Here is a 25,872-nt window from a genome sequence, read left to right on the forward strand (position 1 = left end):
GGGGGGCCGGCCCCCCCCCGCGCCGGGGGCCCCCCCGCGCCCCGGGGGGGGGGGGGGCCCCCGGGGGGGGGGGGGGCCCCCCCCGCCCCCCCCCCCCCCCCCCGCCCCCCCCGGCCCCCCACCCCCACCGCAACCCACCCCCACCGCAACCCACCCCCACCGCAACCCACCCCTACAGCAACCCACCCCACCGGAAACCCCAGCAGGCGAGGGCGCCCGCCGGACCACGCCGGCGGGCGCCCTCGCCCATTACATGCGGGCACACTCAGGAACGCGTCGAGCCGATTCCGAACCGTCCGCGACGACGCCAGGCCATCCCGACGAGCGTCAGCACCACGCCGGCGGCCACCAGCCCACCGCCGATCGCGAGTGGTGTGCCCAGGCTGTCACCGGTCACGGGCAGCCCGCCCGGACGGGATGGCGACGGCTGGGTGACGGGCAGCACGGTGAGCGTCGCGCTGGCCGTCCTGTCCGTGGTGCGACCGGTGGCGGTGAACGTCAGCCGGCCGGTCACGCTCGGCTTGTACACGCGGGAGAAGCGGCCGTTCGCGTCGGTCCGCACGGTGAAGTGCAGTGGTGCCGCGGCCTGGTATGCCACCGGCGCCATCGCCACTGTGCTGCCGTCACTGCCGCGCCCCTCGCCCGGAGCACGGCGCCCCTCGCCGGGAACGCCTGCCGCGAGCGGCGACACCGCGACGTTCACCTCGACGATCTCGCGCCGCCCGAACCCGGCACCCCGCAGGGTGACCGTCTCGCCGAGGGTGATGGCGCTCGGGCTTACGGTGATCACCGGCGGCTGGGGCGGGTACGGCGGTGGCTGCGGCGGGTCGGTTTCGGTCTGCGACGGTGTCGGCTGCGGCTGCGCCGCCCCCGCCGCGGTCGGCGCGGCCACGACGGCCAAGCCGACCGTGAGCGCCATGATGATGCGGGATAGCCGCATGGTTGGTTCCCTTCTACTGAGCACAGTGCGGTGCGGAAACAACTTGGGTGGTCCATGGGGTGACGGTGGGGGTGAGCCACAGCTCGCCGTCGCCGCTGCCGGTCGCGCCGGTCAGCAGGTCGACCTCGAGCGTCCGGGTGGCGCCGGGGCGGACCTCGACGTTGGCGACCGCTACCTGCCGGCGCCGCTCGTAGCCGCTGCCGGCGCCGGCGTCGCGGCCGTCGAGCCGGCTGCCGAGCACCGCGCCGCCGGCGGGGCTGTAAACGGAGACGAACGTGCGGGCGGTGTACGGGTCGCCGGCCAGGCCGAGGCCGAGCACGGAGGCGCTCAGCCCGCGCGCCGGAGCGGTCGAGTGGAGCGTGAACCGCAACCGGAGTTGCCGGCGACCGTCCGGCCGGCACTCCCCGACGGTCAGGGTGGCCGCCGGGCGCAGGTAGTAGCCGAGCTTCGCGCCGCTGCCGTCGTTCAGGAACACGCCGACCGTCGGCACGGTCTCCTGCTCCGGCAGCGATCCGGCCAGCCGGTTGTCGCCGATGATCCGCTGTTCGTCCGGCCGGGCACTCCAGAACAATACGCGACGTTCAGTGATAGAACGCCCGATACCGGACAAAAACGCCCGGGGATTGACGTCCCGCGAGAAGAACGCGGTGAAGACGGCCGCCGAGGAGGCCGCGAAGTACTCGTCCTGCTCGGCCGGCTTGAGCCGCTGGTACGCGTCCGACAGCAGGGTCTGCACCACCTTCTCGCCGACGAGCGCGGGCTGGCCCGGCACGGACACCGGTCCGGTGGCCTGGAGCAGGTAGGACAGGACCACCGGATCGACGGCGAGCACGCCGTCCACGGTCGTGCCGCTGCGACGCCGGTACATCTCCCGGTAGAGGGCGGCTGCCGTCGGGAAGTGCGGCGTCAGGTTGACGTCCGCCGGGTACGTCCCGGGCAGGTCGGCGTGGAGCGCCCGGACGTCCCGGCTCAGATTCAGCGGCGGGGTGAACCGCCCCAGGCTGGCGCTGGTGCCCTGCCCGGCCATCCGCAGCCGACCGTTCGCGGCTTTGATCAGGGCGTACGCGCCGAACATGCCGCCGGTGGCGCGCAGCTCCGCCGGGTTCTGCGAGACCAGGAGGTACGTGCGCGGGCCGTCCGCGCCGAGCAGGGTGGGCAGCAGTCGGGCGGCCTGGTCGGCGGCGCGGGTGAGCCCGGCCAGCCGGTCGATCTCGGCGCGCAGGTCGGCGACGGCCCGGCGGACCTGGGCGACCAGGCCCTCGGTGGGCACGGCGGCGAGGCGGGTGCGGATGCGCTGCACGACCGCGTCCGTGTCGGCGAGCTCCGAGGAGACGGCGCGCAGCCGGCTCACGTCGAGTTGTCCCTTGCCGGGCAGCAGGGTCGACAGGTCGGTGCGCAGCAGGGTGGGAAACGCCCCGCGCGCGAGGTCGTCGATCGCCACCGCGATCTGGCGTACGGCCGCCAGGTCGTCCCCGGCGTACGGGACACGCCGGCCGAGCCACCAGCCCGGGTCGCCGGTCGCCTCCCGGGCGGCGCCGGCCTGCTCCTGCAGCGCCGAGAGCGTCCGTTGCGCCCGCTCGACGTCGGCGCCCACCACGTCCGCGCTGAGGTCCCGCGCCAGCCCGGCCGCGTTCAGCAGGTGGGCGCGGGCCTGCCAGCTGCGGAAGCCCACCCAGCCGCCGGTCAGCAGGACCAGCGAGCCGACGAGGAGGCCGGCGGTCAGGGCCCTGCGCACGCGGGCCCGGGTACGCCGCCGGGACGCGCGCCCGGCGCGTCCGTGCCGCTCACTTTCACTCACACCTGCTCCGCTCGGAAATGGACAAACAGGATGATGTGTCAATTCTTAGCATGAAAGTCCCGAGACGAGCGGCAATATCAGGCGTTTCAGAGCTCCGCGCCCAGACGAGAGTTCCGCTCGGTTCCCCGCCGAGGGGCGGCGATCTCGTGGAGCAGGCGCTCCACCCGGTCCACCCCGCCGCGCAGCGACATGTCCCGCAGGTACGCCTCCCGGCCACGCCGGCCCATCTCCAGTCGGGCCGGGGGCGGGATGGTGGCGGCCAGCCAGAACCGGTCGGCCAGGATGGCCCAGTCCTCGGGCGGGCAGGACAGGCCGGCCCGGAACCGCTCGACCAGCTCGACCGTGTCGCCGCCCGCGGAGGCGACCACCGGCGAGGCGCAGCTCAACGCGGCCTGCAACTTGCCGGGGACCGTCCCCCGCAGCTCCGGCAGGTCGCGCAGCATCACGAGCTGATAGTCGGCGGCGGCGTACAGGTCGGCCATCTCCAGCGCGGACCGGCGCGCAACGAAGCGGACGTTGCCCGCGCCCAGCTCGGTGGCCAGCCCGCGGACCGCCGGCTCGTCGCCGCCCGATCCGACCAGGACCAGGTCGATCGTGCCCCGCAGCGGCGCGGCGGCGCGGACGGCGGTCTCCAGGCCCTGCCGCGCGCCGATGGTGCCGGCGTGCATCACCACACAGCGACCGTCGCCGTCGCCGCGGACCAGCCGGCGGGCCTCGCGGGTCGGCTCGGCAGGGTGGAAGATCCGCTCGTCGGTCCAGTTGAGCACCAGTCGCACGCGGGCCGGGTCGGCACCGTCGGCCACCACCAGGTCGCGCATCCCGGGCGCGGTGACCGCCACCAGGTCGGCGGAGCGGTAGAGCCGGCGGGTGGCGGCGGCGACCCGTGCCGCCCACGGGCCCGTCATCGCGGTCGGGCCGACCAGCTCCGGGCGGACGTCCTGCACGTGCAGCAGCGTCGGCACCCGGCCCAGCAGGCGCAGCAGCCCGAGCGCGGCGAAGGTCGTCGGGGGCAGTTGGTGGACGTAGAGCGCGTCGACGCCGGCCAGGTGACCGCGGCCGATCAGTCCCGCGCTGCCGGCGAAGGAGAGCCAGGTCGCCATCCGGGCGCGCACGGAGGCGTCCCCTCCGGTCCAGCGCGGCACCCGTCGCACGGTGAGCCGATCGCTGCGCGTCTCGTGCCGCCACCGCTGCCGCCAGCCCGGGTAGACATGTCCCCCGGGATAGTCGGGGAAGCCGGTCAGGACCCGCACCTCGTGCCCGCGGGCGGCCAACTCCTCGGCGAGGCTGCCGGGGATGAACGCCGGCTCCGGAGGAAAGTGGTACGACAGGATGCCGACCTTCATCGCCGTCCCCCGCCCCGGGGCGTCGACCGCCCAACCCCATCACCCTTCGGCGCGGCGTCGCCACCGACCGTTGCCGGCGCCGCATAGGATGCCCGCAGCCCGCCGTCGACCGGCGCACCGCCGGGCCGGCCCGGCGCCCGCCCGCCGGGTCGAGGTACGACCAGAATGCTGGGGGAGTTTCCGATGGCCGACCGGATCCTGTTCGTCTGCCACGCCAACATGTGCCGCTCGCCGATGGCCGAGTACCTGGCCGGCGTGCTCATGAGGAAGCTGCCCGTCGAGGTGGCCAGCGCCGGAGTCGCCGCGCTGGACGGCCGGCGCATGCATCCGTTCGCGGCGCAGATCGCCGCCGGCACCGGGCGGGACCCGGCGGAGTTCCGCAGCCGCCTGCTGGCCCCCGCCCACCTCGCCGACGCGGCCCTGGTGCTGACCGCGACCCGGCGCCAGCGGGCGGCCTGCGTGTCGCTCGTCCCGGCCGCCCTGCACCGCACCTTCACGCTGCGCCAGTTCGCGCGGCTCGCCGCGCTGGCCGACGCGCCGGACACGACGGACGCCGGGGTCCTGGCGGCGGCGGTGCGGGCCGCGGCCGTGGCCCGGGGGCGGCTGCAGCCAGCCGCCCCCGCCGACGACGACCTGGACGATCCGATCGGCGGCACGCCGGCGGACTTCCGGCGCTGCGCGTCGGAGATCGAGCGGTCGCTGACCCCGGTCGCCGCGCTCATCGAGGCAGCCGGGTGAGTTCCTGCGTCGGGGCGCCGGACTGCTCCCGGCCGCGGTGCCCGGCGGCCCGGGCGGCCACGGCGCTCGCCCGGTCCATCGGCACGGCGGGCGGTCCCTGTGGTACGACGACGCGGTAGCTCTCGTACTGGTAGGTCTCGGCGCGGCCGAGCTTGGCCATGTTCAGCACGCACCCGAGCAGCCGGACGGAGACCGACTGGAGTGCCTGGGCCGCGGCGGTGATCTGCCCCCGGTCGGTCCGGCCGTGCGCGCTCACCAGCAGCGCGCCGTCGGCCTGGACGGCGACGACCACCCCGTCGGTGACGTTGCGCAGCGGGGCCGTGTCGATGACCACGATGTCGGCCGACTCCCGCAGCACCAGTAGCAGGTCCGCCATGGCCTTGGACCCGAGCAGTTCGCTGGGGTTGGGCGGGGCCGAGCCGCTGGGCAGCACCAGCAGCGACTTGTCGCCCCACCGCTGCACGACGTCTGCGACGTTGACGTCGCCGAGCAGCACGTCGGTCAGCCCGACGCCGGCCTCCAGGCCCAGGTACTCGGCGACCTTCGGCCGGCGCAGGTCGGCGTCGACCAGCGCGACCCGCCAGCCGGCCTCGGCCAGCGCGATGGCCAGATTGCAGGAGAGGGTGGTCTTCCCCTCCCCCTGCAACGCGCTGGTCACCGCGATCACCCGGGCCGGCTCGTTCACGTCGACGAAGCGCAGGTTCGTACGCAGCTTGCGGATCGCCTCGGCGCGCGGCGAGGTGGCCGCCTCCCCGACGATCAGCGGGGCGGTGCGGGCGGCCGGGTCGAACGGGATCTCGCCGAGCAGCGGACTGCCGGTGACGCGCTGCAGCGCGACGGCGTCCCGCAGCCGGGTGTCCAGGCGCGCCCGGAGCACGGCGATGCCGACGCCGGCGAGCAGGCCGGCGAGCGCGCCGAGGGCCAGGTTGCGGACCGGCTGGGGCGAGACCGGGCTGGACGAGACGCGTGGCCCGCTGACGACCTCCACCTTGATCGCGGCGGCCCGCCCCTCGGGCGGGGTCTCCACCGCCCGGACCAGTTCGACGAAGCGGGCGGCGATCGCCTCGGTCAGCCGCAGCGCCCGGGTGGCGTCGGTGTCGGTGACGGTGCCGCGCAGCATGACGGTGTCGGGGATGGTGGCGGCGGTGATCCGGGACTGCACCTCCTCGGCGGTGAGCCCGAGCGGCGTCTTCGCCACCACGCTCTGGGCGAGCCGGTCGCTGCGCAACAGGTCGGCGTACGACTTGACGCGCTGCTGCATGAAGATGCTGCCCTGGTACGCCTCGGTGACCCCCTGGTTGGGGGTGGTGACGAAGAACGTCACCGAGGCGACGTACTTGGGCTGCGCGCGGACCGTGACCAGCGCGGCCACGCCGAGGCTCACCAGCACGGCCAGCAGGACCAGCCACCAGCCGCGGCGGACGGCCCGGAGGTAATCGCTAACGTCCATCAGCCGGGCAGCCCCCGTCCGGTCCGTTCGGTCGACATGTAAACCACGAAAGCTCCCTCAGCGATCAAGGGGCGATGTCAGCTCCGACAGCCCCACCCGGCGCATACGCCGTGCCACCGACTGTAGAGGATTAAAGCGGATGGAAAGTGGCAACCGGCACACGCGGTGAAACATCGCCGTGAATGCGGCAATGTTTCACCGGATGCGTCCGGAACAACTCCGCCAGGGCCGGTGAGGTGACGTGCACCCCGGTCGCCCGGTCACCGGTCGCCGTCGCCGTCGGCGCGGGATAGGGTCGGACCCGGTGTGCCGGGAAGCCTGGTCGGCGTGGAGTCCTGCCGTCCCCGCGAGCCGCCGAGGTGGATCACGCCCATGACCGACCGCACCCCGCCCACCGACCGCCCCGTACGGCGGCTCTTCTCCCGCACCTTGTCGCCGGAGGCCCGGTTCCTCGCCGCCGTGCTGCGCACCGAGTCGGTCGGCGGGATGCTCCTGCTGCTCGGCGCGGTGGCGGCCCTGCTCTTCGCCAACTCGCCCTGGCGGCGGTCCTACACGGCCCTCGGCGACTGGGTGCCCTGGCCCGGCGGCGCGTCGCTGCATCTCGACCTGGACCTGGCGACCTGGGCCGCCGACGGGCTGCTCGCGATCTTCTTCTTCGTGGTCGGACTGGAACTCAAGCGCGAGTTCATCGCCGGGGAGCTGCGCGACCCGCGCCGGGCCGCGCTGCCCGTGGTGGCCGCCCTGGGCGGCATGCTGCTGCCCGCGCTCGTCTTCACGACCGTGGTGCTCGCTGGCGGTGGCGCGGGCCTGCGCGGCTGGGCCATCCCGACCGCCACCGACATCGCGTTCGCACTGGCCGTGCTGGCCCTGGTCGGTTCGCACCTGCCGCAGGGCCTGCGGGCGTTCCTGCTGACCCTCGCCGTCGTGGACGACCTGTTCGCGATCATCGTCATCGCGGTCTTCTACACCGCGGAGTTCCACCCCGTGCCGCTGCTCGCGGCGCTGCTGCCGATCGCCGCGTTCGCCGCGCTGGTGCAGCGCCGCCGCACCTGGTGGTGGGCGCTGCTGCCACTGGCCGCGACGGCGTGGGCGCTGGTGCACGCCTCCGGCGTGCACGCCACGGTCGCCGGGGTGCTGCTCGGCTTCACCGTGCCCGTACGGACGGGCCGCGACGGCGCCCCGGGCCTGGCCGAGCGGCTGGAACACCGCTGGCGGCCGCTGTCGGCCGGCTTCGCGGTGCCGGTGTTCGCGTTCTTCGCCGCCGGGGTGTCGCTGCGGGACACCGACCTGGGCGCGGTCCTCACCGACCCGATCGTGGTCGGGGTCGTCGCCGGCCTGGTGCTCGGCAAGGCGGTCGGGATCTTCGGCTCGACGTACCTGCTGGCCCGGTTCACCCGCGCCGAGCTGGACGAGGACATCAGGTGGCCGGACCTGCTCGGGGTGTCGCTGCTGGCCGGGATCGGCTTCACCGTCTCGCTGCTGATCGGCGAACTCGCGTTCGGCGCGGGGAGCGCGGTCGACGACCGGGTGAAGGTCGCCGTGCTGACCGCGTCCCTGGTCGCCGCGGCCCTGGCGACGGCGGTGCTACGGCGGCGCAACGCGGCGTACCGGCGGATCGCCGAGCGGGACGCGGTGGACGCCGACGGCGACGGCGTACCGGACGTGTACCAGCGGCGGCCGGACCGCGGCTGACGGGCCCGCCCCCGCCGGCGGCGGTCAGCGGTCGCGGCCGGGCGGGTGCTCCCCCTCCTCCTCCTCGGCCTGCTCGGTCTCCTCCGCCAGCGCGTCGCTGTACGGATGGGTGAGGTCGTCGGCCGGCACCGCCACCTCCTCGGCCAGGTCCTGCTCGTCGGGACGGCCGCCGGGCGGGGGCTCGGGCGCGGTGGCGCCGCCGGAGTAGCCGAACTCGTTGGGCTCGTCGTGCCGGCTCATGCCGTTGTCCTCCCGCTGTTCGCAGTGCCTCTCGTCGCCCACCGTAAGCCGTGATCGTCTCCGCCGCAGGGCGTACGGGCGGTCCGGGCCCGGGCGGGGCCGGTGCCCGCCCGGGCACCGGCTCAGGTGAGCTCGGCGACCCCCTCGAAGATCAGCCACAGGGCACAGATGGCGAACAGCACCGCGGCGCCGTAGCGGATGGCCCGCTCGGGCAGGTGCCGGCCGAGCAGCCGGCCGACGACGATCGCCAGCGCGTCCGCGGCGACCATGCCGAGGGTCGAGCCGAGCCAGGTGCCGAACCAGCCGTACTTGGTGGCCAGGGTGATCGTGGCGAGCATCGTCTTGTCGCCCAGCTCGGCGAGGAAGAACGCGACGCCGACCGCGATGACGGCCGACCGGCTGCTCTTCTCGGCCTTGCGCTTCTCCTCCTCGGTGAGCTTGTCCCCGCCCAGCGTCCAGGCGCCGAAGCCCAGGAACGCCAGGCCGGCGATCACCGAGATCCAGGCGGTGGGCAGGGCCGCGCCCAGGCCGTAGCCGATGGCCACCGAGGCCAGGTGGACGATCGCGGTGGCGACCGTGATGCCGATCAGCACCGGGATCGGCTTGAACCGTGTGGCGAACGTCAGCGCCATCAGCTGCGACTTGTCGCCGAGCTCCGCGACGAAGATCACGCCGAAGCTGACCGCCAGCGCGACGAGAAAACCCTCCATGACACCCTTCCCGATCATGCCGGGCCGGGGGTGTCTGGGGCGCCCTCGACCCGGCTGTTGCGCACAGCCTGGGTCGAAGGTCTCGCCCGCCCCGCCGGACGGCGGGGCCGCGTGGCCGGGCGCGGAACGCGCCAGTGTGTCGACCACGACATTGGGGGCTACTCCCCTTCGCGGCGCCAACCATAGCCGACCCCGATCCGGGCCGGGCGGGCCGGGTCGGGGTCGGGCTCAGTCGGCGATCGGTGGCCGGGCTCAGTCGGCGATCGGGGCTCCCACTCAGTCGACGGTCGAAAGCCCCGCTCAGTCGACGGTCGGGGGCCGCAGCCGCTCGTCGGCGCGGGCCAGCGTGACGCCGAACAGGCCGTCGGCGTCCGCCCAGAACGCGTGGCCGGCGAAACCGGCCGACGCCAACTCCTCGGCGATCCCCTCCGGGTGGAACTTCGCCGACACCTCGGTGCGCAGGTCCTCCCCCGCGGCGAACTCGACATCGATGTCGAGCACCCGCACCCGCATGGGGCGCTCGGCCCGCAGCCGCATCTCGATCCACTCCCGCTCCGGGTCCCAGAGGGCGACGTGGGCGAACGCCTCCGGGTCGAAGTCGGCGCCCAGCTCGCGGTTGATCATCCGCAGCACGTTGCGGTTGAACTCGGCGGTCACCCCGGCCGCGTCGTCGTAGGCGGGAACGATCACCGCCGGGTCCTTCACCAGGTCGGTGCCGACGAGCAGCCAGTCGCCGGGCTCCAGGGCCGCGCGCGTGGCGGCGAGGAACCGGACCCGCTCGGTGGGCAGCAGGTTGCCGATCGTCCCGCCGAGGAAGACCACCAGCCGGCGCCCGCCGGCGGGCAGCCGGTCCAGGTGGTGGGTGAAGTCGCCGACGATTCCGCGTACCCGCAGCCCGGAATAGTCCGCGGCGATCCGCTCGGTGGACTGCCGCAGGGCGCTGACCGAGACGTCCAGCGGCACGAAGGTGCCCAACCCGCCCCGACGGGTGAAGGCGTCCAGCAGCAGCCGCGTCTTCTCCGACGAGCCGGAACCCAGTTCGATCAGGGTCTTCGCGCCGGTCAGCTCGGCGATCTCGCCGGCCCGCTCGGCCAGGATCGACCGTTCGGCCCGGGTCGGGTAGTACTCGGGCAGCCGGGTGATCTCCTCGAACAGCTCGCTGCCCCGGGCGTCGTAGAACCACCTGGGCGGCAGCCACTTCGGCCACGCCGTCAGCCCCGCCCGTACGTCCTCCCGCAGCCTGCGGTCCAGGTCCCACTCCTCCAGCTGGATCTCCAGCGGTTCGGCACTCATGCCCTTCCCCTCGTTCGTGAATGTGTTTCCCTGTCGGCCGGTCCCGGCCCACCCCTGCCGGCCGGTCCCCGCTCACCCGGTGGCCAGGGCGTCGGTGCGCGCGCCGGCCGCCGTGGCCACCACCAGCCGCCCGTCCGGCACCGCCTGCCAGCCGGGGTCGTCGTCGTACGGTTCGGAGGCCAGCAGCACCTCGCCCGGGCGCTGCCGGACCGACAGCGCGTGCCCGGCGACGCTGGCCACGACCGTGTGCCCGTCGGTGAGCAGCAGGTTCAGCCAGGACCCCGGGGCCGCCGCCGCGACCGCCGCCACCGTCTCGGCGACCGCCCGGGCCGGCTCGACCCCGGCGCGCAGCCGGTGCCGGACGAGCGCCCAGAGCAGCGCGGAGTCGGTCGGCGCGTCGAGGGTGAGCAGGTCCCGCACCGGCAGCCCCCCGGCCAGCCCGGCCACCGAGTCGGGCCAGCCGCGGACCACCCCGTTGTGGCTGAACAGCCACCGCCCCTCGGCGAACGGGGCGGCGGCCGTGTCGAGCACCGGCATGCCCACCGTGGCCGACCGGACGGCGGCCAGCACGGCGCCGCTGGTGGTCACCGCGGCCAGCTCCGGCAGGGTCGCGTCGCTCCAGATCGGCGTGCCCCGCCGGTACCGGATCGGCGGGCCGCCGTCGGGCGGGTACCAGCCGACGCCGAAGCCGTCGGCGTTGACCGTCCCGCCGCCGCGCATGTCCCGCGGCGCCCAGGACTGGCGCAACAGCGAGTGCGGCGGGTCGAGCAGCACGGCGCCCAGCGTCACCAACGGCCCGACGTACGCCAGGTGGCGGCACATCAGGCGGCCCCGGGAGTCGGGTACGGCCTCACGGGCGCGCCTCGTCGGGGCGGGCGTCGCGGGCGCAGCGGAAGCCGCTGAAGATCTGCCGCCGGATCGGGTAGTCCCAGTTGCGGAACGTGCCCCGGCAGGCGGACCGGTCGGTGCCGAACGAGCCGCCCCGCAGCACCTGGTAGTCGTCGCCGAAGAACACCTCCGAGTACTCCCGGTACGGGAAGGCGGCGAAGCCGGGGTGGCCGCGGAAGGCGGTGGCGGTCCACTCCCAGACGTCGCCGACGAGCTGGTGCACCCCGAGCGGCGACGCGCCCGCCGGGAACGCGCCCACCGGCGCCGGCCACAGGTGCCGCTGCCCCAGGTTGGCGTGCTCGGCGGTCGGGTCCTCGTCGCCCCACGGGTAGCGGCGGGACCGGCCGGTCGCCGGGTCCCAGCGGGCGGCCTTCTCCCACTCGGCCTCGGTGGGCAGCCGCCGGCCCGCCCAGGCGGCGTACGCCTGCGCCTCGAAGTAGCAGACGTGCACCACCGGCTCGTCGGGGCGGACCGCCGACCAGCGGCCGAACCGCCGGTACGCCCACCCGCCGCCGTCGCGTCGCCAGTGCATCGGGGCGGTCAGCCCGGCCTCGGTGCGGTGCCGCCAGCCCGCCTCGCTCCACCAGCGTGGGTCGTCGTACCCGCCGTCGGCGATGAACTCGGCGTACCGGCCGTTGGTGACCGGGGCGGCGTCGATGACGTACGCGGGCAGGTGGACGGTGTGCGCCGGGCGCTCGTTGTCCAGCGCCCACGGGTCGGTGGAGGTGCCCATGGTGAACGGGCCGGCCGGGACCAGCACCTCGTCGGCGACCCGGACGCGCGGCTCCGGCGGGGCGGGGGCGTGCAGCACCGGCGGCCCCGAGCGCAGCTGGTGGGTGGCGAGCATCGTCTCGTCGTGCTGCTGCTCGTGCTGCACGATCATGCCGAAGGCGAACCCGTCGGCGAGCAGCGGGCGGTCGGTGAACGCGACCCGGTCGAGCAGGTCGTACACCTTCTCCCGGACGGTGGCGACGTACGCGCGGGCCTCGGCGGGCGGCAGCAGGGGCAGCGACGGACGGTCCCTGCGCGGCTGCTTGAACGCGTCGTACAGGTCGTCGATGTCGCGGCGCACCGGCTCGCGCCCGCCCACGTCCCGGACCAGCCAGAGTTCCTCCTGGTTGCCGACGTGGGCGAGGTCCCAGACCAGCGGGGACATCAGCGGCGAGTGCTGGCGCATCAGGTCGGCGTCGTCGACCGCCTCCGTCAGCAGGGCGGTCCGGGTGCGGGTCCGCTCCAGCTCGGCGGCGATCCGGTCGCGCAGCCGCTCCGTGCCGGGCTCGTGGGTGGTGGTCACCGGGGTCCCTCCTCCGCGACGGCCCGCCGCCGCCGTAGTCCTCGGGTCGTCTCGTCGTGCAGCGGCGCGGGCAGGTCGAGCCGCGGCAGGGCCGTCAGGGCCAGGTCCAACAGGTCGGCGGCGGCCCGCGCCAGCGCCGGGTCGGCCAGTCCGTACCGGGCCGCCGCGTGCCACCGGTCGGCCACCGGGGCGGCGAGCGTGGTGGCCCGGGCGACCGTGTCGGGATCGGCGAGGAGCGCGGCCAGCACGGCGAGCGGGAGTCTCCAGTCCCGGCCCGGCTGCGCGTCCAGATAGCGGATCTCCAGGTAGCCGCGGGGCCGCACCACCGGGAAGAGGGTGCTCAGGTGGTAGTCCAGGTCGTCGGTGGTGGGCGGGCGGGACAGCGCCCCGGCGATCCAGTCGCCGAAGGTGACTCCCGCCGGCGGGGTCCAGTCCGCGTCGTCGTCCCCGCGCAGGCAGAGCAGCGGCGCGGCCAGGGCGTACGCGGTCCAGGCGGCCACCGGGTCGGCGCCCGGGCGGGCCGGCGACCAGACCGGCCCCGTGCGGGCCGGGTCGATGGCCAGCCAGGCGGCCATGCGGGCGGAGGCCCATCCGGTGGACCGCCCGGCGTGCCGGCCGGCGGTGGCGAACGCGGCCAGCAGCGGCGGGCCGACGGCGTGCGCCGCCGCCCAGCGGGCCGCCACCTGGTCCGGCTCACCCGCGTCCAGGCAGACCTGCAGGCCGGCGGTGCTGTACATCATGGTCCGCCCGGCCCGGCCCTGCCGGTCGAACACGCACCGCATCGCGCGGTAGCGCGGCGATTCGACGACCGGCCGCGGGGTGCGCCACGGGTCGATGCCGGTGCGTCCGAGCACCAGGCCGGCGGCCCGGAGCAGGTCGCTCAGCTGGGCGATGTCGGCGTCCGTGGTCTCGATCAGCGCGGCGAGCGAGGCTCGCGGCGCGGTGGAGATCTCCAGCTGGCCGCCGGGCTCCAGGGTCACCGCTCCCCCGTGCCGCAGGGGGGCGGCCGGGCTGGAGCTGTCGATGGTGGTGGGGCTGTGCCGCCCCAGCGCCGCCCGCAGCCGCTCCCGGTCCACCGGGCGGGCGGGGTCGGCGGCGTCGTGCACGGTCCATTCCAGTTCGACGCCGGTGCGCCTCGGCGGCCCGGTCTTGAAGCAGATCCGGGCGATGTGCCGGGCGGCGTCGGCCGCCTGACGCAGCGGGGTGCCCCGATCCAGGTCGGGCGATGTCACCACGGGACGCTCACCTCCCCTCGCCGGGTTGACGACGGGGGGCCACCCGACGCCGCGGGGCACCGCCCCACCGTCCTGTCTAGCAGACGAATTCCGCTCACCTTGCCGTAACACATGTTCTGCGCCTCAGCGGTCGGTGTTCCGGGCGCCGGCGTCCTTCGTACCCGCGTCGGGCCGGGTCGTACGCGTGGGGTGGGCGTCCGGCGTCGGACCCGGTCCGACGTCGGGCACCAGGTCGTGGCAGAAGGGCTCGACGTTGCCGGCCCCGCCGGCCGCGTCGAGCAGCGGCGCGTACCCGGGGGTGTCGAGCAGGTCCTCCCGCTTCCCGGCCGGTCCTTCGAGGTAGGCACGGCACAGGCCGGACAGTTCGGCCGCCGCGGAGCGGCCCGGGTCGGTGGGCCTTCCCGGGCCGGCGGACGTGGTGCCGGGGCGGCCCGGGGCGCTCGGGTCGGCGCCACCCGGGCCGGAGCCGCCCGGGGTCACCGCGGAGTCGGCCGGGGAGGGGGAGGGCGCCTCGGTCGGGGCCGGCGGTGGGGGCGGGACCGGTTCCTCGCCGCGGTCCAGGGTGACCGCGGCGACGGCGACACCGGCGGTCGCCGTGGCGGCCAGCGCGCCGATCCAGGCGAAGGCGCCGACGGTGAGGCGACGCCGGCCGGGTCGCCGGGTCGGGGCCGGCCCGGGGGCGGCCCGGAAGGCGGCCAGCGCGGCCTCCTCGCCGGCGAGTTCGCCGGGACGGGCCGGCGCGGCGGCGGCGGCGAGCAGGCGGGCCAGCGGATCGTCGGCGGGCCGGCCGGCACGCGCCGCGTCGAGGAGTCGGTCGGACTCCGACCGGTCGGCTGGCCGGTCCGCCCCGTCGGGGCGTCGGAGGCTCATCGGATTCCCTTCACGTCAACCGTCCGCCGGCTCGACGTGCGCGGAGCCGGACGCCGACCGACCCTGTCCCCGGCGGGGTCGGGGCGCCGTGACGCGCGGCGCGGCGGCCGGAGGCGGGTCGTGGCGTTCCATCAGTGCGGCGAGCCGGCGCAGCCCCCGGTGGGCGGCCGTACGCACGGCACCCGCCCGCCGGCCCAGCACTCGGCCGGCCGTCTCGGCGTCCAGGCCGATCACCGCGCGCAGCAGCACGGCCTCGGCCTCGCGGGGCGGCAGGGTGGCGATCAGCGCGAGGGCGGCCTCCGTGCCGATGGTCTCGCCGGCCCGCTCGGCGGTGTCGGCATCGCCGGCGAGGTCGGCGAGCGCCTGCACGGGCACCGGCAACGAGGGCCGGCGGCGCTGTCGGCGCAGGTGGTCCATCGCTCGGTTGCGGGCGATGGTGACGGTCCAGGCCCGGAACTCCCCGCCGGCGAAACGGGGCAGGTCGCGGGAGATCTGCAGCCAGGTCTCGGAGGCGACGTCCTCCGCGTCGGCGCCGACCAGCGCGGTCAGGTAGCGCAGCAGACCGGGCTGGAGACGTCGGTAGAGGAAACGGAAGGCGTCCTCGTCCCCGGTCTGGGCCGCGACGATCGCCTCGCCCAACTCGTCGGTCATGGGCACGCCGCTTCCGCCGCCCGGCGCTTGCCGCGCATGCCGACGGCGGGCGCCACGCCGACCCGGCCCGGCGGCCGGGCTCCCTCCCGCACCATCAGTCCCCCGCTGCCCTGATCACGCCCGACACCGTACGCCGTGGACGGCACGTCGGACTCACCACGAGGTACGGCCGCCGGGAACGTGCCGTGGCGCCGTGGGGCGGGCCCGAGCCGCGCTAACGCTAGGAGCGGACGGCCGGGCGGACAAGCCAGCGCCCGCCGAGAAAACAGTGACAATAATCAAGCCGACCAGCGGGCGGGTCGATGTAACACGGAAGGCCCCGTGGACGCCCCCGCCGGGAAATCGGACACTCTAGCCGCGCGCGCCCTTCCCGGTGCGGACCGTGACAACCCCGCCGCTTGTCATGACTGACCGTCACTTGCCGGTCACAGGCTAGCGACTCGGCCGACGCCCGACGCGGCGGGCTACGCGGCCCGCCCTCCCGGCCGGGCGGAGCGGGGCGAGTGGGCCGCGCCCGCTCTGGGTACGGTAGTGCCGTGCTGTCTTCGGGAGTCGTGCTCAGCGGTCGGTACCGCCTGGACGACCGTGTCGCCACGGGCGGCATGGGCGACGTCTGGCGGGGCACAGACCAGATCCTCGGCCGGCAGGTCGCGGTCAAGGTCCTGCTGCCGGCGCTGGTCTCCGACCCCGACTTCATCGCCCGGTTCCGCGCCGAGGCACGGATCATGGCGGCCCTGCGGCACCCCGGCATCGTCCAGGTCTACGACGTCGGGCAGGACGACCTGGCCGACGGCGGGCGGGCCGACTACCTGGTGATGGAGTTCGTCGAGGGCGAGCCGCTGTCCCGGCGGATCGAGGCGGCGGGCCACCTGGACGTGGCCGAGACGATGTCGATCGTCGCCCAGGCGGCCCAGGCTCTGCACACCGCCCACGCGGGCGGGATCGTGCACCGCGACGTGAAGCCGAGCAACCTGCTGGTGCAGGAGGACGGCAGTGTCGTGCTGGTCGACTTCGGCGTCGCCCGGTCGACCAACGTCACCAGCATCACGAGCACCAACGCGGTGCCGGGCACGGCGCTCTACATGGCGCCGGAGCAGGCCGCCGGGCGGCCCGTTTCGGGGGCCACGGACATCTACGCCCTGGGGGCGGTGGCGTACTGCTGCCTGATCGGCGAGCCGCCGTTCACCGGCGACAACCCGCTGCAGGTGGCCGTGCGGCACCTGGACGACGAGCCGCCGGAGCTGCCGGGCGAGATCCCGGTCGCGGTACGGGGACTGGTGGCCCGGGCCCTGGCGAAGGACCCGGCGGACCGCTTCCCCACCGGCGCGGCGATGGCCGAGGCGGCCCGGGCCACGATCGCGGACGGCTCCGCCCCCACCGCCACCGTTCCGGTGACGCTGCGCGGTGCCACGGGGGCCGGCGGCACGACCCGGGACGACCTGTCGCCCGCGGGCGCGGCGGCCGTCCCCGGCGGCGAGCCGCCCCGCCGGGGCGCGCGGCGCGGCCCGCTCGTCGGCGCGCTCGCCGCGGTGCTGGTGGCGCTGGCCGCGCTGGGCGCGGCCCTCGGCGCGGCGAGGAACGGGGACTCCCCCGCCACCAGGTTCAAGCCGACCCCGCCGGCGGCGGTCCAGAGCGAGGGCTCCGGCGACCCGGCGGCCACGGAGGAGGCCGACGACGGTACGGGCCGGACGTTCCGGCCGGCGGGTGACAGCCGTCCGTCGGGGTCGGCCAGCCCCACGCCGACCGCCGATCCGAGCGAGTCGGCCGACCCCGAGCCGTCCGGTTCCCCGACCAAATCCGAGTCGCCGGGGCCGGACCCCACGAACAAGCCGACCGAGCCGCCGTCGAGCGGTGAGCCGAGCCCGCCGGCCGACCCCGGGGGAAGCCCGCCGCCGAACCCGCCGGCCGGGAACACCTGACCGTCGCGGCCGTCACCTCAGCCCCACGATTACCAAATCGGATAAAAATCCCAGATGACACCCTATGCTGACGAGCGGAACGTTCCGTCGTCTGCTGCGGGAGCACGGGTGAGCGCTGAGAAGTTGGTCGTCATCGGCCAGGGGTACGTGGGCCTGCCGCTGGCCGTACGGGCCGTCGAGGCCGGAATGGACGTGGTCGGCCTCGACGTCGACGCCGACCGGGTCAAGCGGCTCGCCTCCGGCGAGTCGTTCGTCGAGGACATCCCGACCGATCGGCTCGGCCGGGCGCTGAGCAGCGGGCGGTACCGTCCGAGCAGCGAGTACGCCGACGCCGAGGGTTTCGACATCTGCGTCATCACCGTGCCCACGCCGCTGCGCGACGGCACCCCCGACCTGAGTTTCGTGGAGCAGGCCGGGGTGGGCATCGGCCTGTACGTGCGGCCCGGGTGCGTGGTCGTCCTGGAGTCCACCACCTACCCGGGCACCACCGAGGAGCTGCTGCGGCCGCTGCTGGAGTCGGCAAGCGGGCTGACCAGTCCCGGCGACTTCCACCTCGGCTACAGTCCCGAGCGGATCGACCCGGGCAACCCCAGCTGGAAACTGGAGAACACCCCGAAGGTGGTCTCCGGGGTGGACGAGGCGTCCCGGCAGCGGGTCGACGCGTTCTACCGGCGGCTGGTCGAGCGGACGGTGCCGGTGGACTCGACGCGGGTCGCCGAGCTGACCAAGCTCATCGAGAACACGTTCCGCCAGGTCAACATCGCGCTGATCAACGAGCTGACGGTGCTCAGCCACCACCTGGACATCGACGTCTGGCAGGCGATCGAGGCGGCCGAGACCAAGCCGTTCGGGTTCATGTCGTTCCGCCCCGGCCCCGGCGTGGGCGGGCACTGCCTGCCGATCGACCCGTGCTACCTGTCCTGGCAGGTGAAGCGGCGGCTGGGCCGGCAGTTCCGGTTCATCGAGCTGGCCAACGACGTCAACCACGAGATGCCGGAGCACGTCGCCCAGCGGATCATGGGCGGGCTGAACCGGGCCGGTCGGGCGGTCAGCGGCGCGCGGCTGCTGCTGCTCGGGCTGGCGTACAAGAAGAACACCGGGGACATGCGCGACTCCCCCGCCGTCGACGTCGCCCGCCGGCTGCGGGCCCTGGGCGCCGAGGTACGGGCGGTGGAGCCGTACGCCGAGCCGCACCACATCCCCGGCGGCGTGACGGTGGTCGAGCTGACCGAGCGGGAGGTCCGCGAGGCAGACGCGGTGGTGGTGGTCACCGACCACGACTGCCTCGACTACGACCTGGTCGTACGCCACGCCCGGTACGTCTTCGACACCCGCAACCGCTGCCAGGGCCCGGTCGTCGAGCGCCTCTGACAGGCCCGAGGCCCCCTGTCACCGCGGGCGGTGTGGCAGGGGGCCTCCGGGTCACTCGGCGCCGAGGGACTCCACCACGGGGCGGGCCAGGGCGCGGCGGGCCGGGAGCACCGAGGCCGCCAGCGCGGCCAGCACCGCCACCCCGAGGATCAGCCCGAGCTGGTCCCACGGCAGCACCAGGGTGAAGTCGCCGCCGATGCGGGCGACCACCGCCATCGCGCCGGCGCTGACGCCGGTGCCGAGGCCCACCCCGAGCACCGCCCCGACCAGGGCCACCAGCACCGCCTCGACGGCGAGCATGGCCCGCATCCGGCCCCTGGTCAGCCCGACGGCCCGCAGCACCGCGTTCTCCCGGGTCCGCTCCACCACCGACAGGGTCAGCGTGTTCGCCACGCCGACCAGCGCGATCACCACGGCCAGGCCGAGCAGCGCGGTGACGAACGCCAGCAGCATGTCCACCGTGCCGGTGAGCATCTTCTTGTACGCCGCCTGGTCCATCAGGTTCACCGTCGGGTACCGGCTGAGCACCGAGCCGATCGCCTCCCGGGCCCGCTCGGGCGACACCCCCGCGGCCGGGTCGACCTCCGCCAGGTACCCCCGCTCGGCCGGGAAGAGCCGGGCGAAGTCCGCGTCGACCAGGTCGACCAGGTGCCCGGCGGGCACTCGGCTGCCGGCCAGCACCGGCCCGTCGGAGGCGACCACGGCCGCCACCGTGAACGGCCGCCCGGCCAGGGTGACGGTGTCGCCCACCGCCCAGCCCCTCGCCCGGGCCAGCTCCCGGTGCACCAGCACCCGGCCCGGCCCGAGCCGGCCGACGTCGCCGGAGTCGACGGCCGTGAGGGTGCGCCGGACCAGCGCGGGGTGGGCGGCGCGCAGGTCGATCCCGTCCGCGACGCGGCTGCGCTGCTCGTGCACGACGCCCAGCTCGCCGCGCGCGGCCAACTCGGCGGCGAGGGTCGGCGGCAGGTCCCCGCCGATGCCGGTGACCAGGAAGTCCACCCCGATCTGCTGGTCGACCGCCCGCTCGATGCCGGACTTGACGCTGCGCGCCCCCACCACGAACGCGGACACCAGGCCGATGCCGACGACCAGCGCGGCGGCCGTGGCGGCGATCCGGCGCGGGTTGCGCACGGCGTTGGCCACGGCCAGCCCGGCGGTCGCCCCGAACAGCCGGCGGGCCGGCCAGCCGAGGAGGCGTACGAGCGCCGGCACCAGCACCGGGCCGAACAGCACGATGCCGGAGAAGGTGAACACCCCGCCGGCGGCCACCAGGAACACCTGGCCGACCACGCCTGCCCCCACCAGGGCGGCCACGCCGGCGGCGAAGACCAGCGCGCCGACCGCCAGCCGGAGCCGCCCGGCCCGGCGGGTGGACTGGACCGCCGCGTCGGTGAGCGCGGCCACCGGCGCGACCCGGGTGCCCCGCCAGGCCGGCGCGGCGGCGGTCCCGACGGTGATCGCCGTGCCGAGCAGCAGGCAGAGCAACACGGTCGGCGCGGTGACCGCGAGGCCCCCGGCGACGGGCACGTCGAACGCCGACATCAGGGCGTCCATGCCCACGGCCAGGCCCGTGCCGGCCAGCACGCCGAGCGCGGAGGCGGCCAGCCCGATCCCCGCCGCCTCCAGCAGCGTCGCGCGGAACACCTGGCCCCGGGTCGCGCCGACCAGCCGCAGCAGCGCGGTGCGCCGGGTGCGCTGGGCGAGCACGATGGCGAAGGTGTTGGCGATGACGAACCCGGCCACCACCACGGCGACCGCGGCGAAGGTGAGCAGGAACAGGTTGAACTGCTCCAGGTCGCGGACCGCCTCATCGACCGCGTCGTCGAGGATCGCCTGCCGGGTCTTCACCGTCACGCCGGCGCCGGCCACCGCCGCCACCCGATCGACCAGCTCCGCCGTGGACACGCCGGGCGCGGCGGCCACCATGATCCGGCCGTATCCCTTCTCGGCGGTGACGGCCAGCGCGTCCGGGCCGGCCAGGCCGATGAACGGGCCGCCGACGTCCCGGGTCGTGCCGGCCACGTCGACCGTGCCGACCAGGGTGTACGGGCGCGCGGCTCCCCCGCTGCCGCCGACGCGCACCGGCGCGCCGAGGGCGAAGCCCTCCTCGGCCACGGTCGGGGCGTCCAGCACCAGCTCGCCGGGGCGCTGCGGCAGCCGGCCGGCCACCACGTCGTACGACTGCAGGGCCGGGTCGGTGGGGATCGCGGCGAGCACGGCGAAGCCCAGCACGGGCCGGCCGTCGGAGCCGACCACCCCGGCCGTGCCGGTCAGCTCGCCGTCGGCGGCGCGCACCCCGTCGACCGCGCGCACCCGCTCGACGAGCGCGGACGGGATCGGTGCCTTCTCGGCGTACACGCCGAGGTCGGTGTGCCGGTCGAACGTGCCGGCGCGGGCGTACGCGGCGGCCTTCATCCCGTCGGTGAAGATCAGCGTGCCGGCGACGAACGCGACGCCGAGCACGACGGCGAGGGCGGAGAGCAGCGGCCGCACCGCGTCGGCGCGCATCGTCCGCAGGGTCAGGCGGATCATCGGCGGGTCACCCCCGCGGCGGCCGGGGCCCACTCGAGACGGGCGAGGGCGTCGAGCACCGCCTCGGCGCTCGGCGCCGCCAGGTCGCGCACCAGCCGTCCGTCGGCGAGGAAGACCACCCGGTCGGCGTGGCTCGCGGCGACCGGGTCATGGGTCACCATCACCACGCTCTGGCCGAGGGTGTCCACGGCCTCGCGGAGCAGCCGCAGCACCTCCGCACCGGAGCGGGAGTCGAGGTTGCCGGTCGGCTCGTCGGCGAAGACGACCCACGGCTTGGTGATCAGCGCCCGGGCGACCGCGACGCGCTGCTGCTGGCCGCCCGAGAGCTCGGCGGGCCGGTGCCGCAGCCGGTCGGCCAGGCCCACGGCCGCCACCACCTGCCGCAGCCACGCCGGGTCCGGCCGGCGGCCGGCGATGGCCAGCGGCAGCACGATGTTCTCCTCGGCGCTCAGGGCCGGCAGCAGGTTGAACTTCTGGAAGACGAAGCCGATCCGGTCCCGCCGCAGCAGGGTGAGTCGCTTGTCGTCGAGCCGACCGACGTCGGCGTCGCCGATGCGCACCGACCCGGCCGTCGGCCGGTCCAGCCCGGCGAGGCAGTGCATCAGGGTGGACTTGCCGGACCCGGACGGGCCCATGATCGCGGTGAACCGGCCGGCGGCGAAGTCGACGTCGACGCCGTCGAGGGCGACGACCCTCCCCTGGCCGGAGCCGTACTCCTTGCGCAGGCCGCGGGCGGTGACCGCGACGCCGGCGGCGGCGAACGCGGGAGGTGCGACGGACACGTGGTGCTCCCCGTGGAAGACGGTGACTGGGACGTCTTCGACGCTATGAGCGGCGCCGCCCCGCCCGCGTCCACCCGCGCGCCCGACCTCCGTGCGCCCGGAGGCGCCCCCGCCACGGCCCCGCGTACGACCTGGGTCGTACGCGGGATCAGCCGCCGGGGGTGACCAGGCCGCTCTCGTACGCCAGCACCACCGCCTGCACCCGGTCGCGGAGCTGGAGCTTGGCCAGGATCCGCCCGACGTGGGTCTTCACGGTCGCCTCGGCGACGTGCATCCGGGCGGCGATCTCGGCGTTGGACAGGCCCTGCGCGACCAGCAGCAGCACCTCCCGCTCCCGCTCGGTGAGCTGGGACAGCCGCGGGTCCTCGGCCGGGCCGGGGCCGAGCTGGCCGGCGAACCGGTCGAGCAGCCGGCGGGTGATCGACGGGGCGACCACCGAGTCGCCCTCGGCCACCACCCGGATCGCGGCCAGCAGCTCCTCCGGCGGCACGTTCTTCAGCAGGAACCCGCTCGCGCCGGCCTGGAGGGCGGCGAACGCGTCAGCCTCGGTGTCGAAGGTGGTCAGCGCCAGCACCCGGGGTTGGTCGCCGCCGCGGCCGGCGCAGATCCGCCGGGTGGCCTCCACCCCGTCCATGGTCGGCATCCGGATGTCCATCACCACCACGTCCGCCTCGACCCGGTCGAGCAGCCGCAGCGCGTCGGCGCCGTCGATCGCCTCGCCGACCACGGTCAGGTCGGGCTGGGAGTCCAGCACCATCCTGAACCCCGCCCTGACCAGCGCCTGGTCGTCCACGATCACCACGCGGAGCGTCATGCCGTCCCACCTTCTGTGCGCCACTGCCTCACGCCGGCACCTCCGTTCCGGTCGTCGACGGTAGCGGCAGCCGTACCTGGACCTGCCAGCCCCCGGCCAGGCGGGGCCCGGCGGTGAGGTTGCCGTCGTACACCGTCACCCGCTCGCGCATGCCGACCAGGCCGTGCCCGCCGGACGGCGCGGGCCGCACCGGCGGCCGGCCGCGCCCGTCGTCGACGGCCCGGACCTCGACGGCCTCGCCGGTGTGGTCGAGGCTCAGGGTGACGGTCGCGCCGACCCCGGCGTGTTTGAGCGCGTTGGTCAGCGCCTCCTGCACCACCCGGTACACGGTCAGCTCCAGGCCGGGCGGCAGCGGCGGCGCCTCGCCGCTGACGGTCCAGTCGATGCGCAGCCCGGCGGCGCGGAACCGGTCCAGCAGGTCGGGCAGCTCCACCAGCGCCGGGCGCCGGTGCGCCGGCTCCGCCGACAGGCCCGGGGTCCCGCCGCCGTCGGGCGCGGGCACCGCGGCGGGGACGCCCGCCGGCTCGGCCGGGCTCGGCGCCCGCAGTACGCCCACCAGGCGCCGCATCTCTTCGAGGGCCTGCCGCCCGGTGTCGGCGACCACCCGGACCGCCTCCCGGGCGGTCTCCGGGTCCCGGTCGAACAGGTACCGCGCCCCGTCGGCCTGCACGATCATGACGGCCATGCTGTGCGCCACCACGTCGTGCAGCTCCCGGGCGATCCGGGTGCGCTCCTCGGCCACCGCCGCCCGTGCCTCGGCCTCCCGCTCCCGTTCCAGGGTGGCGGCCCGCTCCTCCAGGCTGAGCACGTACAGCCGGCGGGTGCGCACGTTGAGCCCCATCAGCCAGACGGCGCCGGTGATCAGGGCGAGCCAGACGGCCGAGGCCCACCAGGCGACGTCGCCCCGGGTCTGGAGGGCGGCCAGCAGCACCCCGACCGCGGCCACGACCCCGGCGAGGATGCCGTCGCGCAGCCGCTCGGCGTACTTGACCACGCTGTACAGGGCGATCAGCACGCCGACGTCGAAGGCCAGCGGCCCCCAGTTGAAGGCCACCTGGACCAGGGCGAGCACGGCGACGGCCGCCGCCACCGCCGACGGGTGGGTACGCCGGAACAGCAGCGTCACGGCCATCCCCGCGCCGACCAGGGTGGCCCACCATCCGCCCGGCTGGTTGGCGGCCCCGGCGAGGCCGGACAGCGCCACGAAGCCGGCGACCACCACGTCGAAGGCCACGCTGCGCAGCGGTCGGCCGAAGATGCTGCGGTTCACGGTCACCCAGCGTACGTGCCGGGCGTTCGTGGACGTGCTCGGCGGCGCCTCAGCGACAGCTCGCCGGGGCGGAGAGCAGGGAGCAGTAGAACGGCTTCGGGTTGCCGGCCCCGTCGCGCAGGCCGAAGCCGGGGACCATGGCGTCGGTGTAGGCGAAGACCGAGTTCCAGACGCTTGACCGGCCGGCGAGCATGCACTGGAAGTTCCAGGTGTCGTCCTCGTTGTGCCACTCGGTGGCGATCACGGGACGGCCGAAGGCGTTCCACATCATGTCGAAGTCACCCGCCGCCTGCGCCGTGTTCTTCGCGTACGGGTGGATGGCGATGATGTCCGGCAGGGGCGCGCGACCGCCGATCGCGGCGAACACCGCGGCGGTGTAGTTGACGGCGTTCTGCCCGCCCGAGGCCAGACCGCCCATCACGAAGCGGCCGGCGAACTGCGGGTACGTGTTGCGGTACAGGGCCCACATGTCGGCGTACGCGGACGGGGACATGTACGTGCCGCCGTGGTCCTGCTCGTTGCCGATCTGAAGGAAGTCGGCGTTCCACGGCACGTAACCGCCCGACTCGCTGGTGATGATCGGCATGACCTTGAGGCCGGCCGCCCGCAGCGCGTCGATCCGGGGCTGGATCGACCGGCGCGAGACGAACCGGGCGCCCCGGAACCCCTCGCCGGCCAGCCGCGCCGGCTGCGACTGCTGCCAGGCCGCCTCGTTGTTCGGGTCGATGTTGACGGCGAACAACGACGCGGCGTAGGGCGTGACGTCGCGGCGTTGCCCGGCATCGGCGGCGGGCGCCGCCCACGTGATCGCCGCGACGGCGGCCAGCACGACGGCGCAGAGTGTCGCGAGCATCCGGGCGGGCGCGGTTCGGGTCGCCCGTTGGTCTGGTCTCACCATGGTCCACCTCCAGAGGCCGACGCAGAGCAGATCGATTGAGATCTATCGATCCTACTCCCGTGGCGACGTGCCGGCAGCGGAGGCTACGACAGGCTCAGCGGGAGCGCGTACTCGCGCAGGGTGCCCCCCGCCGTGCGGACGTGCACCTCGCCCGTGCGCAGGCCGTACGTGACGGACCAGCGGGTGTGGGACTGCCGGACGTCGTTGAGCAGCTCCAGCCCGGCCCGGTGGTCGACCACCCCACCGGCCTCGGACAGCGCGGCGGCGAGCATCCCGTACCGGTGGTCCGCGCGCCGCTTCTCCTCCGGTACGCCCACCACCGGCACGTTGGTCAGCGCCTGCCAGCTGCCCTGGCCCTTCTCGACCCGCATCCGGCCGTCGACGAACTCCACCACGGCCGACGCGCCGGTGGCGTCGGCGAGCAGGTAGTGCAACGGCGGCCCGCCCTCGAAGTCGAGGTTGTGCCGGCCGAAGACGGCCACCGCCTCGTCCACCGTGGCGGCCTGGTCGAGCACCAGCCGCTGGATGCGCACCGAGCCGACGGTCGACCTGCCGGGCTCGGGCCGGGCGCTCGCCCCGTCGTCGGCCGCCAGGCCCACGGCCAGCCCGCGCTCGTTCATGCCGTCGAACGGCAGCAGCGGCGCGTCGAGCAGGCGGCGGTCCCCGGCCGGATCGTCGCCGACGCCGAGGTACGAGATGTCGACCACCGAGATCGAGGCGTACCCGTCCGGGGGGTCGGTGCGCAGCACCATGGCCGGGTTGGCGTCCCAGTCGAAGTTGCGGGCGAACAGCGGCCGGTCGCGGTCGCCCCGGGCGACGAAGAGCGAGCACCCGAACGGGCTGGGCGGCGCGGCGTCGGTGCCGACGGTCGGGTCGTAGTCGCCCACGAAGGTCATCTCGTACAGCGGCAGGTCGTCGACCCGGCGCAGGCTGGCCAGGGTCCGCTCGACCTCGGCGGCGCTCTGCCGCGACGCGGTCGGGGTACCGGCGGCGGGCGTGGGCCCGGCCGGCGTCGGCCCGGCGCCGGAGGGCGCGGGCCCGGAGCAGGCGGTGAGGGCGAGCAGCACCGCGAGGCAGGCGCTCAGGAACGTCCTACGCATGATCCTGAACGCTAGGTCAGGCATCGAACGTTGTCCACCGCGGC

The 25,872-nt window shown here is 75.2% G+C and carries 22 protein-coding genes; 4 read left to right on the forward strand and 18 right to left on the reverse strand.

What is annotated here, in order from left to right:
- Nucleotides 1-265: 265 nt before the first annotated feature.
- The 3 genes from ACGFIZ_RS12095 to ACGFIZ_RS12105 all read right to left on the reverse strand — a co-directional run bounded on the left by ACGFIZ_RS12095 (nucleotide 266) and on the right by ACGFIZ_RS12105 (nucleotide 4,081).
- Complete coding sequence (locus tag ACGFIZ_RS12095) at nucleotides 266-982, reverse strand: hypothetical protein (RefSeq protein ID WP_393418443.1); 717 nt, start codon at nucleotides 980-982, stop codon at nucleotides 266-268.
- Nucleotides 954-2,675: a DUF4012 domain-containing protein gene (locus tag ACGFIZ_RS12100; RefSeq protein WP_393418445.1), complete on the reverse strand. Its 1,722-nt coding sequence runs from the start codon at nucleotides 2,673-2,675 to the stop codon at nucleotides 954-956. Before ACGFIZ_RS12100 ends, ACGFIZ_RS12095 begins: the two co-directional genes overlap by 29 nt.
- 149 nt (nucleotides 2,676-2,824) lie before the next feature.
- Nucleotides 2,825-4,081 (reverse strand): glycosyltransferase family 4 protein, encoded by a 1,257-nt coding sequence (locus ACGFIZ_RS12105; RefSeq protein ID WP_393418447.1) that lies wholly within the window; start codon nucleotides 4,079-4,081, stop codon nucleotides 2,825-2,827.
- A 183-nt stretch (nucleotides 4,082-4,264) separates the two neighbouring features.
- Here ACGFIZ_RS12105 and ACGFIZ_RS12110 point away from each other — a divergent pair, with 183 nt between their 5' ends.
- On the forward strand, nucleotides 4,265-4,819 hold the full coding sequence (locus tag ACGFIZ_RS12110) for a low molecular weight phosphatase family protein (RefSeq protein ID WP_393418449.1): 555 nt from the start codon (nucleotides 4,265-4,267) through the stop codon (nucleotides 4,817-4,819).
- Here ACGFIZ_RS12110 and ACGFIZ_RS12115 read toward each other — a convergent pair.
- Nucleotides 4,800-6,269, reverse strand: coding sequence for a polysaccharide biosynthesis tyrosine autokinase (locus ACGFIZ_RS12115; RefSeq protein ID WP_393418451.1), 1,470 nt, complete (start codon nucleotides 6,267-6,269; stop codon nucleotides 4,800-4,802). The genes ACGFIZ_RS12110 and ACGFIZ_RS12115 overlap by 20 nt on opposite strands.
- 372 nt (nucleotides 6,270-6,641) lie before the next feature.
- Between ACGFIZ_RS12115 and nhaA the strand changes: the two genes are divergently transcribed.
- Nucleotides 6,642-7,961 carry a Na+/H+ antiporter NhaA gene (gene nhaA, locus ACGFIZ_RS12120; RefSeq protein WP_393418453.1) on the forward strand — a complete coding sequence of 440 codons (1,320 nt, stop codon included), beginning with the start codon at nucleotides 6,642-6,644 and terminating at the stop codon, nucleotides 7,959-7,961.
- A 24-nt stretch (nucleotides 7,962-7,985) separates the two neighbouring features.
- On the opposite strand, the gene ACGFIZ_RS12125 is transcribed toward nhaA, so the two are convergent.
- The 8 genes from ACGFIZ_RS12125 to ACGFIZ_RS12160 all read right to left on the reverse strand — a co-directional run bounded on the left by ACGFIZ_RS12125 (nucleotide 7,986) and on the right by ACGFIZ_RS12160 (nucleotide 15,142).
- Nucleotides 7,986-8,201, reverse strand: a complete 216-nt coding sequence (locus ACGFIZ_RS12125; RefSeq protein WP_393418455.1) for a hypothetical protein — start codon at nucleotides 8,199-8,201, stop codon at nucleotides 7,986-7,988.
- A 122-nt stretch (nucleotides 8,202-8,323) separates the two neighbouring features.
- Entirely contained in the window at nucleotides 8,324-8,911 is a 588-nt protein-coding gene (locus tag ACGFIZ_RS12130; protein ID WP_393418456.1) for a TMEM165/GDT1 family protein, read from the reverse strand.
- 300 nt (nucleotides 8,912-9,211) lie between these two features.
- Nucleotides 9,212-10,204, reverse strand: coding sequence for an L-histidine N(alpha)-methyltransferase (gene egtD, locus ACGFIZ_RS12135; protein ID WP_393418458.1), 993 nt, complete (start codon nucleotides 10,202-10,204; stop codon nucleotides 9,212-9,214).
- A gap of 72 nt (nucleotides 10,205-10,276) precedes the next feature.
- Nucleotides 10,277-11,026, reverse strand: a complete 750-nt coding sequence (egtC, locus tag ACGFIZ_RS12140; protein WP_393418460.1) for an ergothioneine biosynthesis protein EgtC — start codon at nucleotides 11,024-11,026, stop codon at nucleotides 10,277-10,279.
- A gap of 28 nt (nucleotides 11,027-11,054) precedes the next feature.
- The gene (egtB, locus tag ACGFIZ_RS12145; RefSeq protein WP_393418462.1) at nucleotides 11,055-12,386 is read right to left on the reverse strand and encodes an ergothioneine biosynthesis protein EgtB; all 1,332 of its coding nucleotides are present in this window, start codon (nucleotides 12,384-12,386) and stop codon (nucleotides 11,055-11,057) included.
- The gene (gene egtA / locus ACGFIZ_RS12150) at nucleotides 12,383-13,621 is read right to left on the reverse strand and encodes an ergothioneine biosynthesis glutamate--cysteine ligase EgtA (RefSeq protein WP_393418464.1); all 1,239 of its coding nucleotides are present in this window, start codon (nucleotides 13,619-13,621) and stop codon (nucleotides 12,383-12,385) included. Before egtA ends, egtB begins: the two co-directional genes overlap by 4 nt.
- A 123-nt stretch (nucleotides 13,622-13,744) precedes the next feature.
- Nucleotides 13,745-14,491: a hypothetical protein gene (locus ACGFIZ_RS12155; protein WP_393418466.1), complete on the reverse strand. Its 747-nt coding sequence runs from the start codon at nucleotides 14,489-14,491 to the stop codon at nucleotides 13,745-13,747.
- A gap of 15 nt (nucleotides 14,492-14,506) precedes the next feature.
- Nucleotides 14,507-15,142: an RNA polymerase sigma factor gene (locus ACGFIZ_RS12160; protein ID WP_393418468.1), complete on the reverse strand. Its 636-nt coding sequence runs from the start codon at nucleotides 15,140-15,142 to the stop codon at nucleotides 14,507-14,509.
- Nucleotides 15,143-15,678: 536 nt separating this feature from the next.
- Between ACGFIZ_RS12160 and ACGFIZ_RS12165 the strand changes: the two genes are divergently transcribed.
- A complete protein-coding gene (locus ACGFIZ_RS12165) occupies nucleotides 15,679-17,061 on the forward strand; it encodes a protein kinase (RefSeq protein ID WP_393418470.1) in 1,383 nt (460 codons plus the stop codon).
- A 108-nt stretch (nucleotides 17,062-17,169) separates the two neighbouring features.
- Entirely contained in the window at nucleotides 17,170-18,432 is a 1,263-nt protein-coding gene (locus ACGFIZ_RS12170) for a nucleotide sugar dehydrogenase (protein WP_393418472.1), read from the forward strand.
- 51 nt (nucleotides 18,433-18,483) lie between these two features.
- Here ACGFIZ_RS12170 and ACGFIZ_RS12175 read toward each other — a convergent pair whose 3' ends face one another.
- The 6 genes from ACGFIZ_RS12175 to ACGFIZ_RS12200 form a co-directional block, all read right to left on the reverse strand.
- Nucleotides 18,484-20,964, reverse strand: a complete 2,481-nt coding sequence (locus ACGFIZ_RS12175; RefSeq protein WP_393418474.1) for an ABC transporter permease — start codon at nucleotides 20,962-20,964, stop codon at nucleotides 18,484-18,486.
- On the reverse strand, nucleotides 20,961-21,746 hold the full coding sequence (locus ACGFIZ_RS12180; RefSeq protein ID WP_393418476.1) for an ABC transporter ATP-binding protein: 786 nt from the start codon (nucleotides 21,744-21,746) through the stop codon (nucleotides 20,961-20,963). The genes ACGFIZ_RS12175 and ACGFIZ_RS12180 overlap by 4 nt, the downstream gene beginning before the upstream one ends.
- A gap of 148 nt (nucleotides 21,747-21,894) precedes the next feature.
- The gene (locus ACGFIZ_RS12185) at nucleotides 21,895-22,560 is read right to left on the reverse strand and encodes a response regulator (RefSeq protein WP_393418478.1); all 666 of its coding nucleotides are present in this window, start codon (nucleotides 22,558-22,560) and stop codon (nucleotides 21,895-21,897) included.
- Between the two features lie 28 nt (nucleotides 22,561-22,588).
- The gene (locus ACGFIZ_RS12190; protein ID WP_393418480.1) at nucleotides 22,589-23,836 is read right to left on the reverse strand and encodes a sensor histidine kinase; all 1,248 of its coding nucleotides are present in this window, start codon (nucleotides 23,834-23,836) and stop codon (nucleotides 22,589-22,591) included.
- A gap of 43 nt (nucleotides 23,837-23,879) precedes the next feature.
- A complete protein-coding gene (locus ACGFIZ_RS12195) occupies nucleotides 23,880-24,728 on the reverse strand; it encodes a glycosyl hydrolase (protein ID WP_393418482.1) in 849 nt (282 codons plus the stop codon).
- An 83-nt stretch (nucleotides 24,729-24,811) separates the two neighbouring features.
- Nucleotides 24,812-25,828, reverse strand: coding sequence for a carcinine hydrolase/isopenicillin-N N-acyltransferase family protein (locus tag ACGFIZ_RS12200; RefSeq protein ID WP_393418484.1), 1,017 nt, complete (start codon nucleotides 25,826-25,828; stop codon nucleotides 24,812-24,814).
- Between the last annotated feature and the right edge of the window lie 44 nt (nucleotides 25,829-25,872).

The sequence above is a fragment of the Micromonospora sp. NPDC048830 genome, from assembly GCF_043198215.1.
GTDB lineage: Bacteria > Actinomycetota > Actinomycetes > Mycobacteriales > Micromonosporaceae > Micromonospora.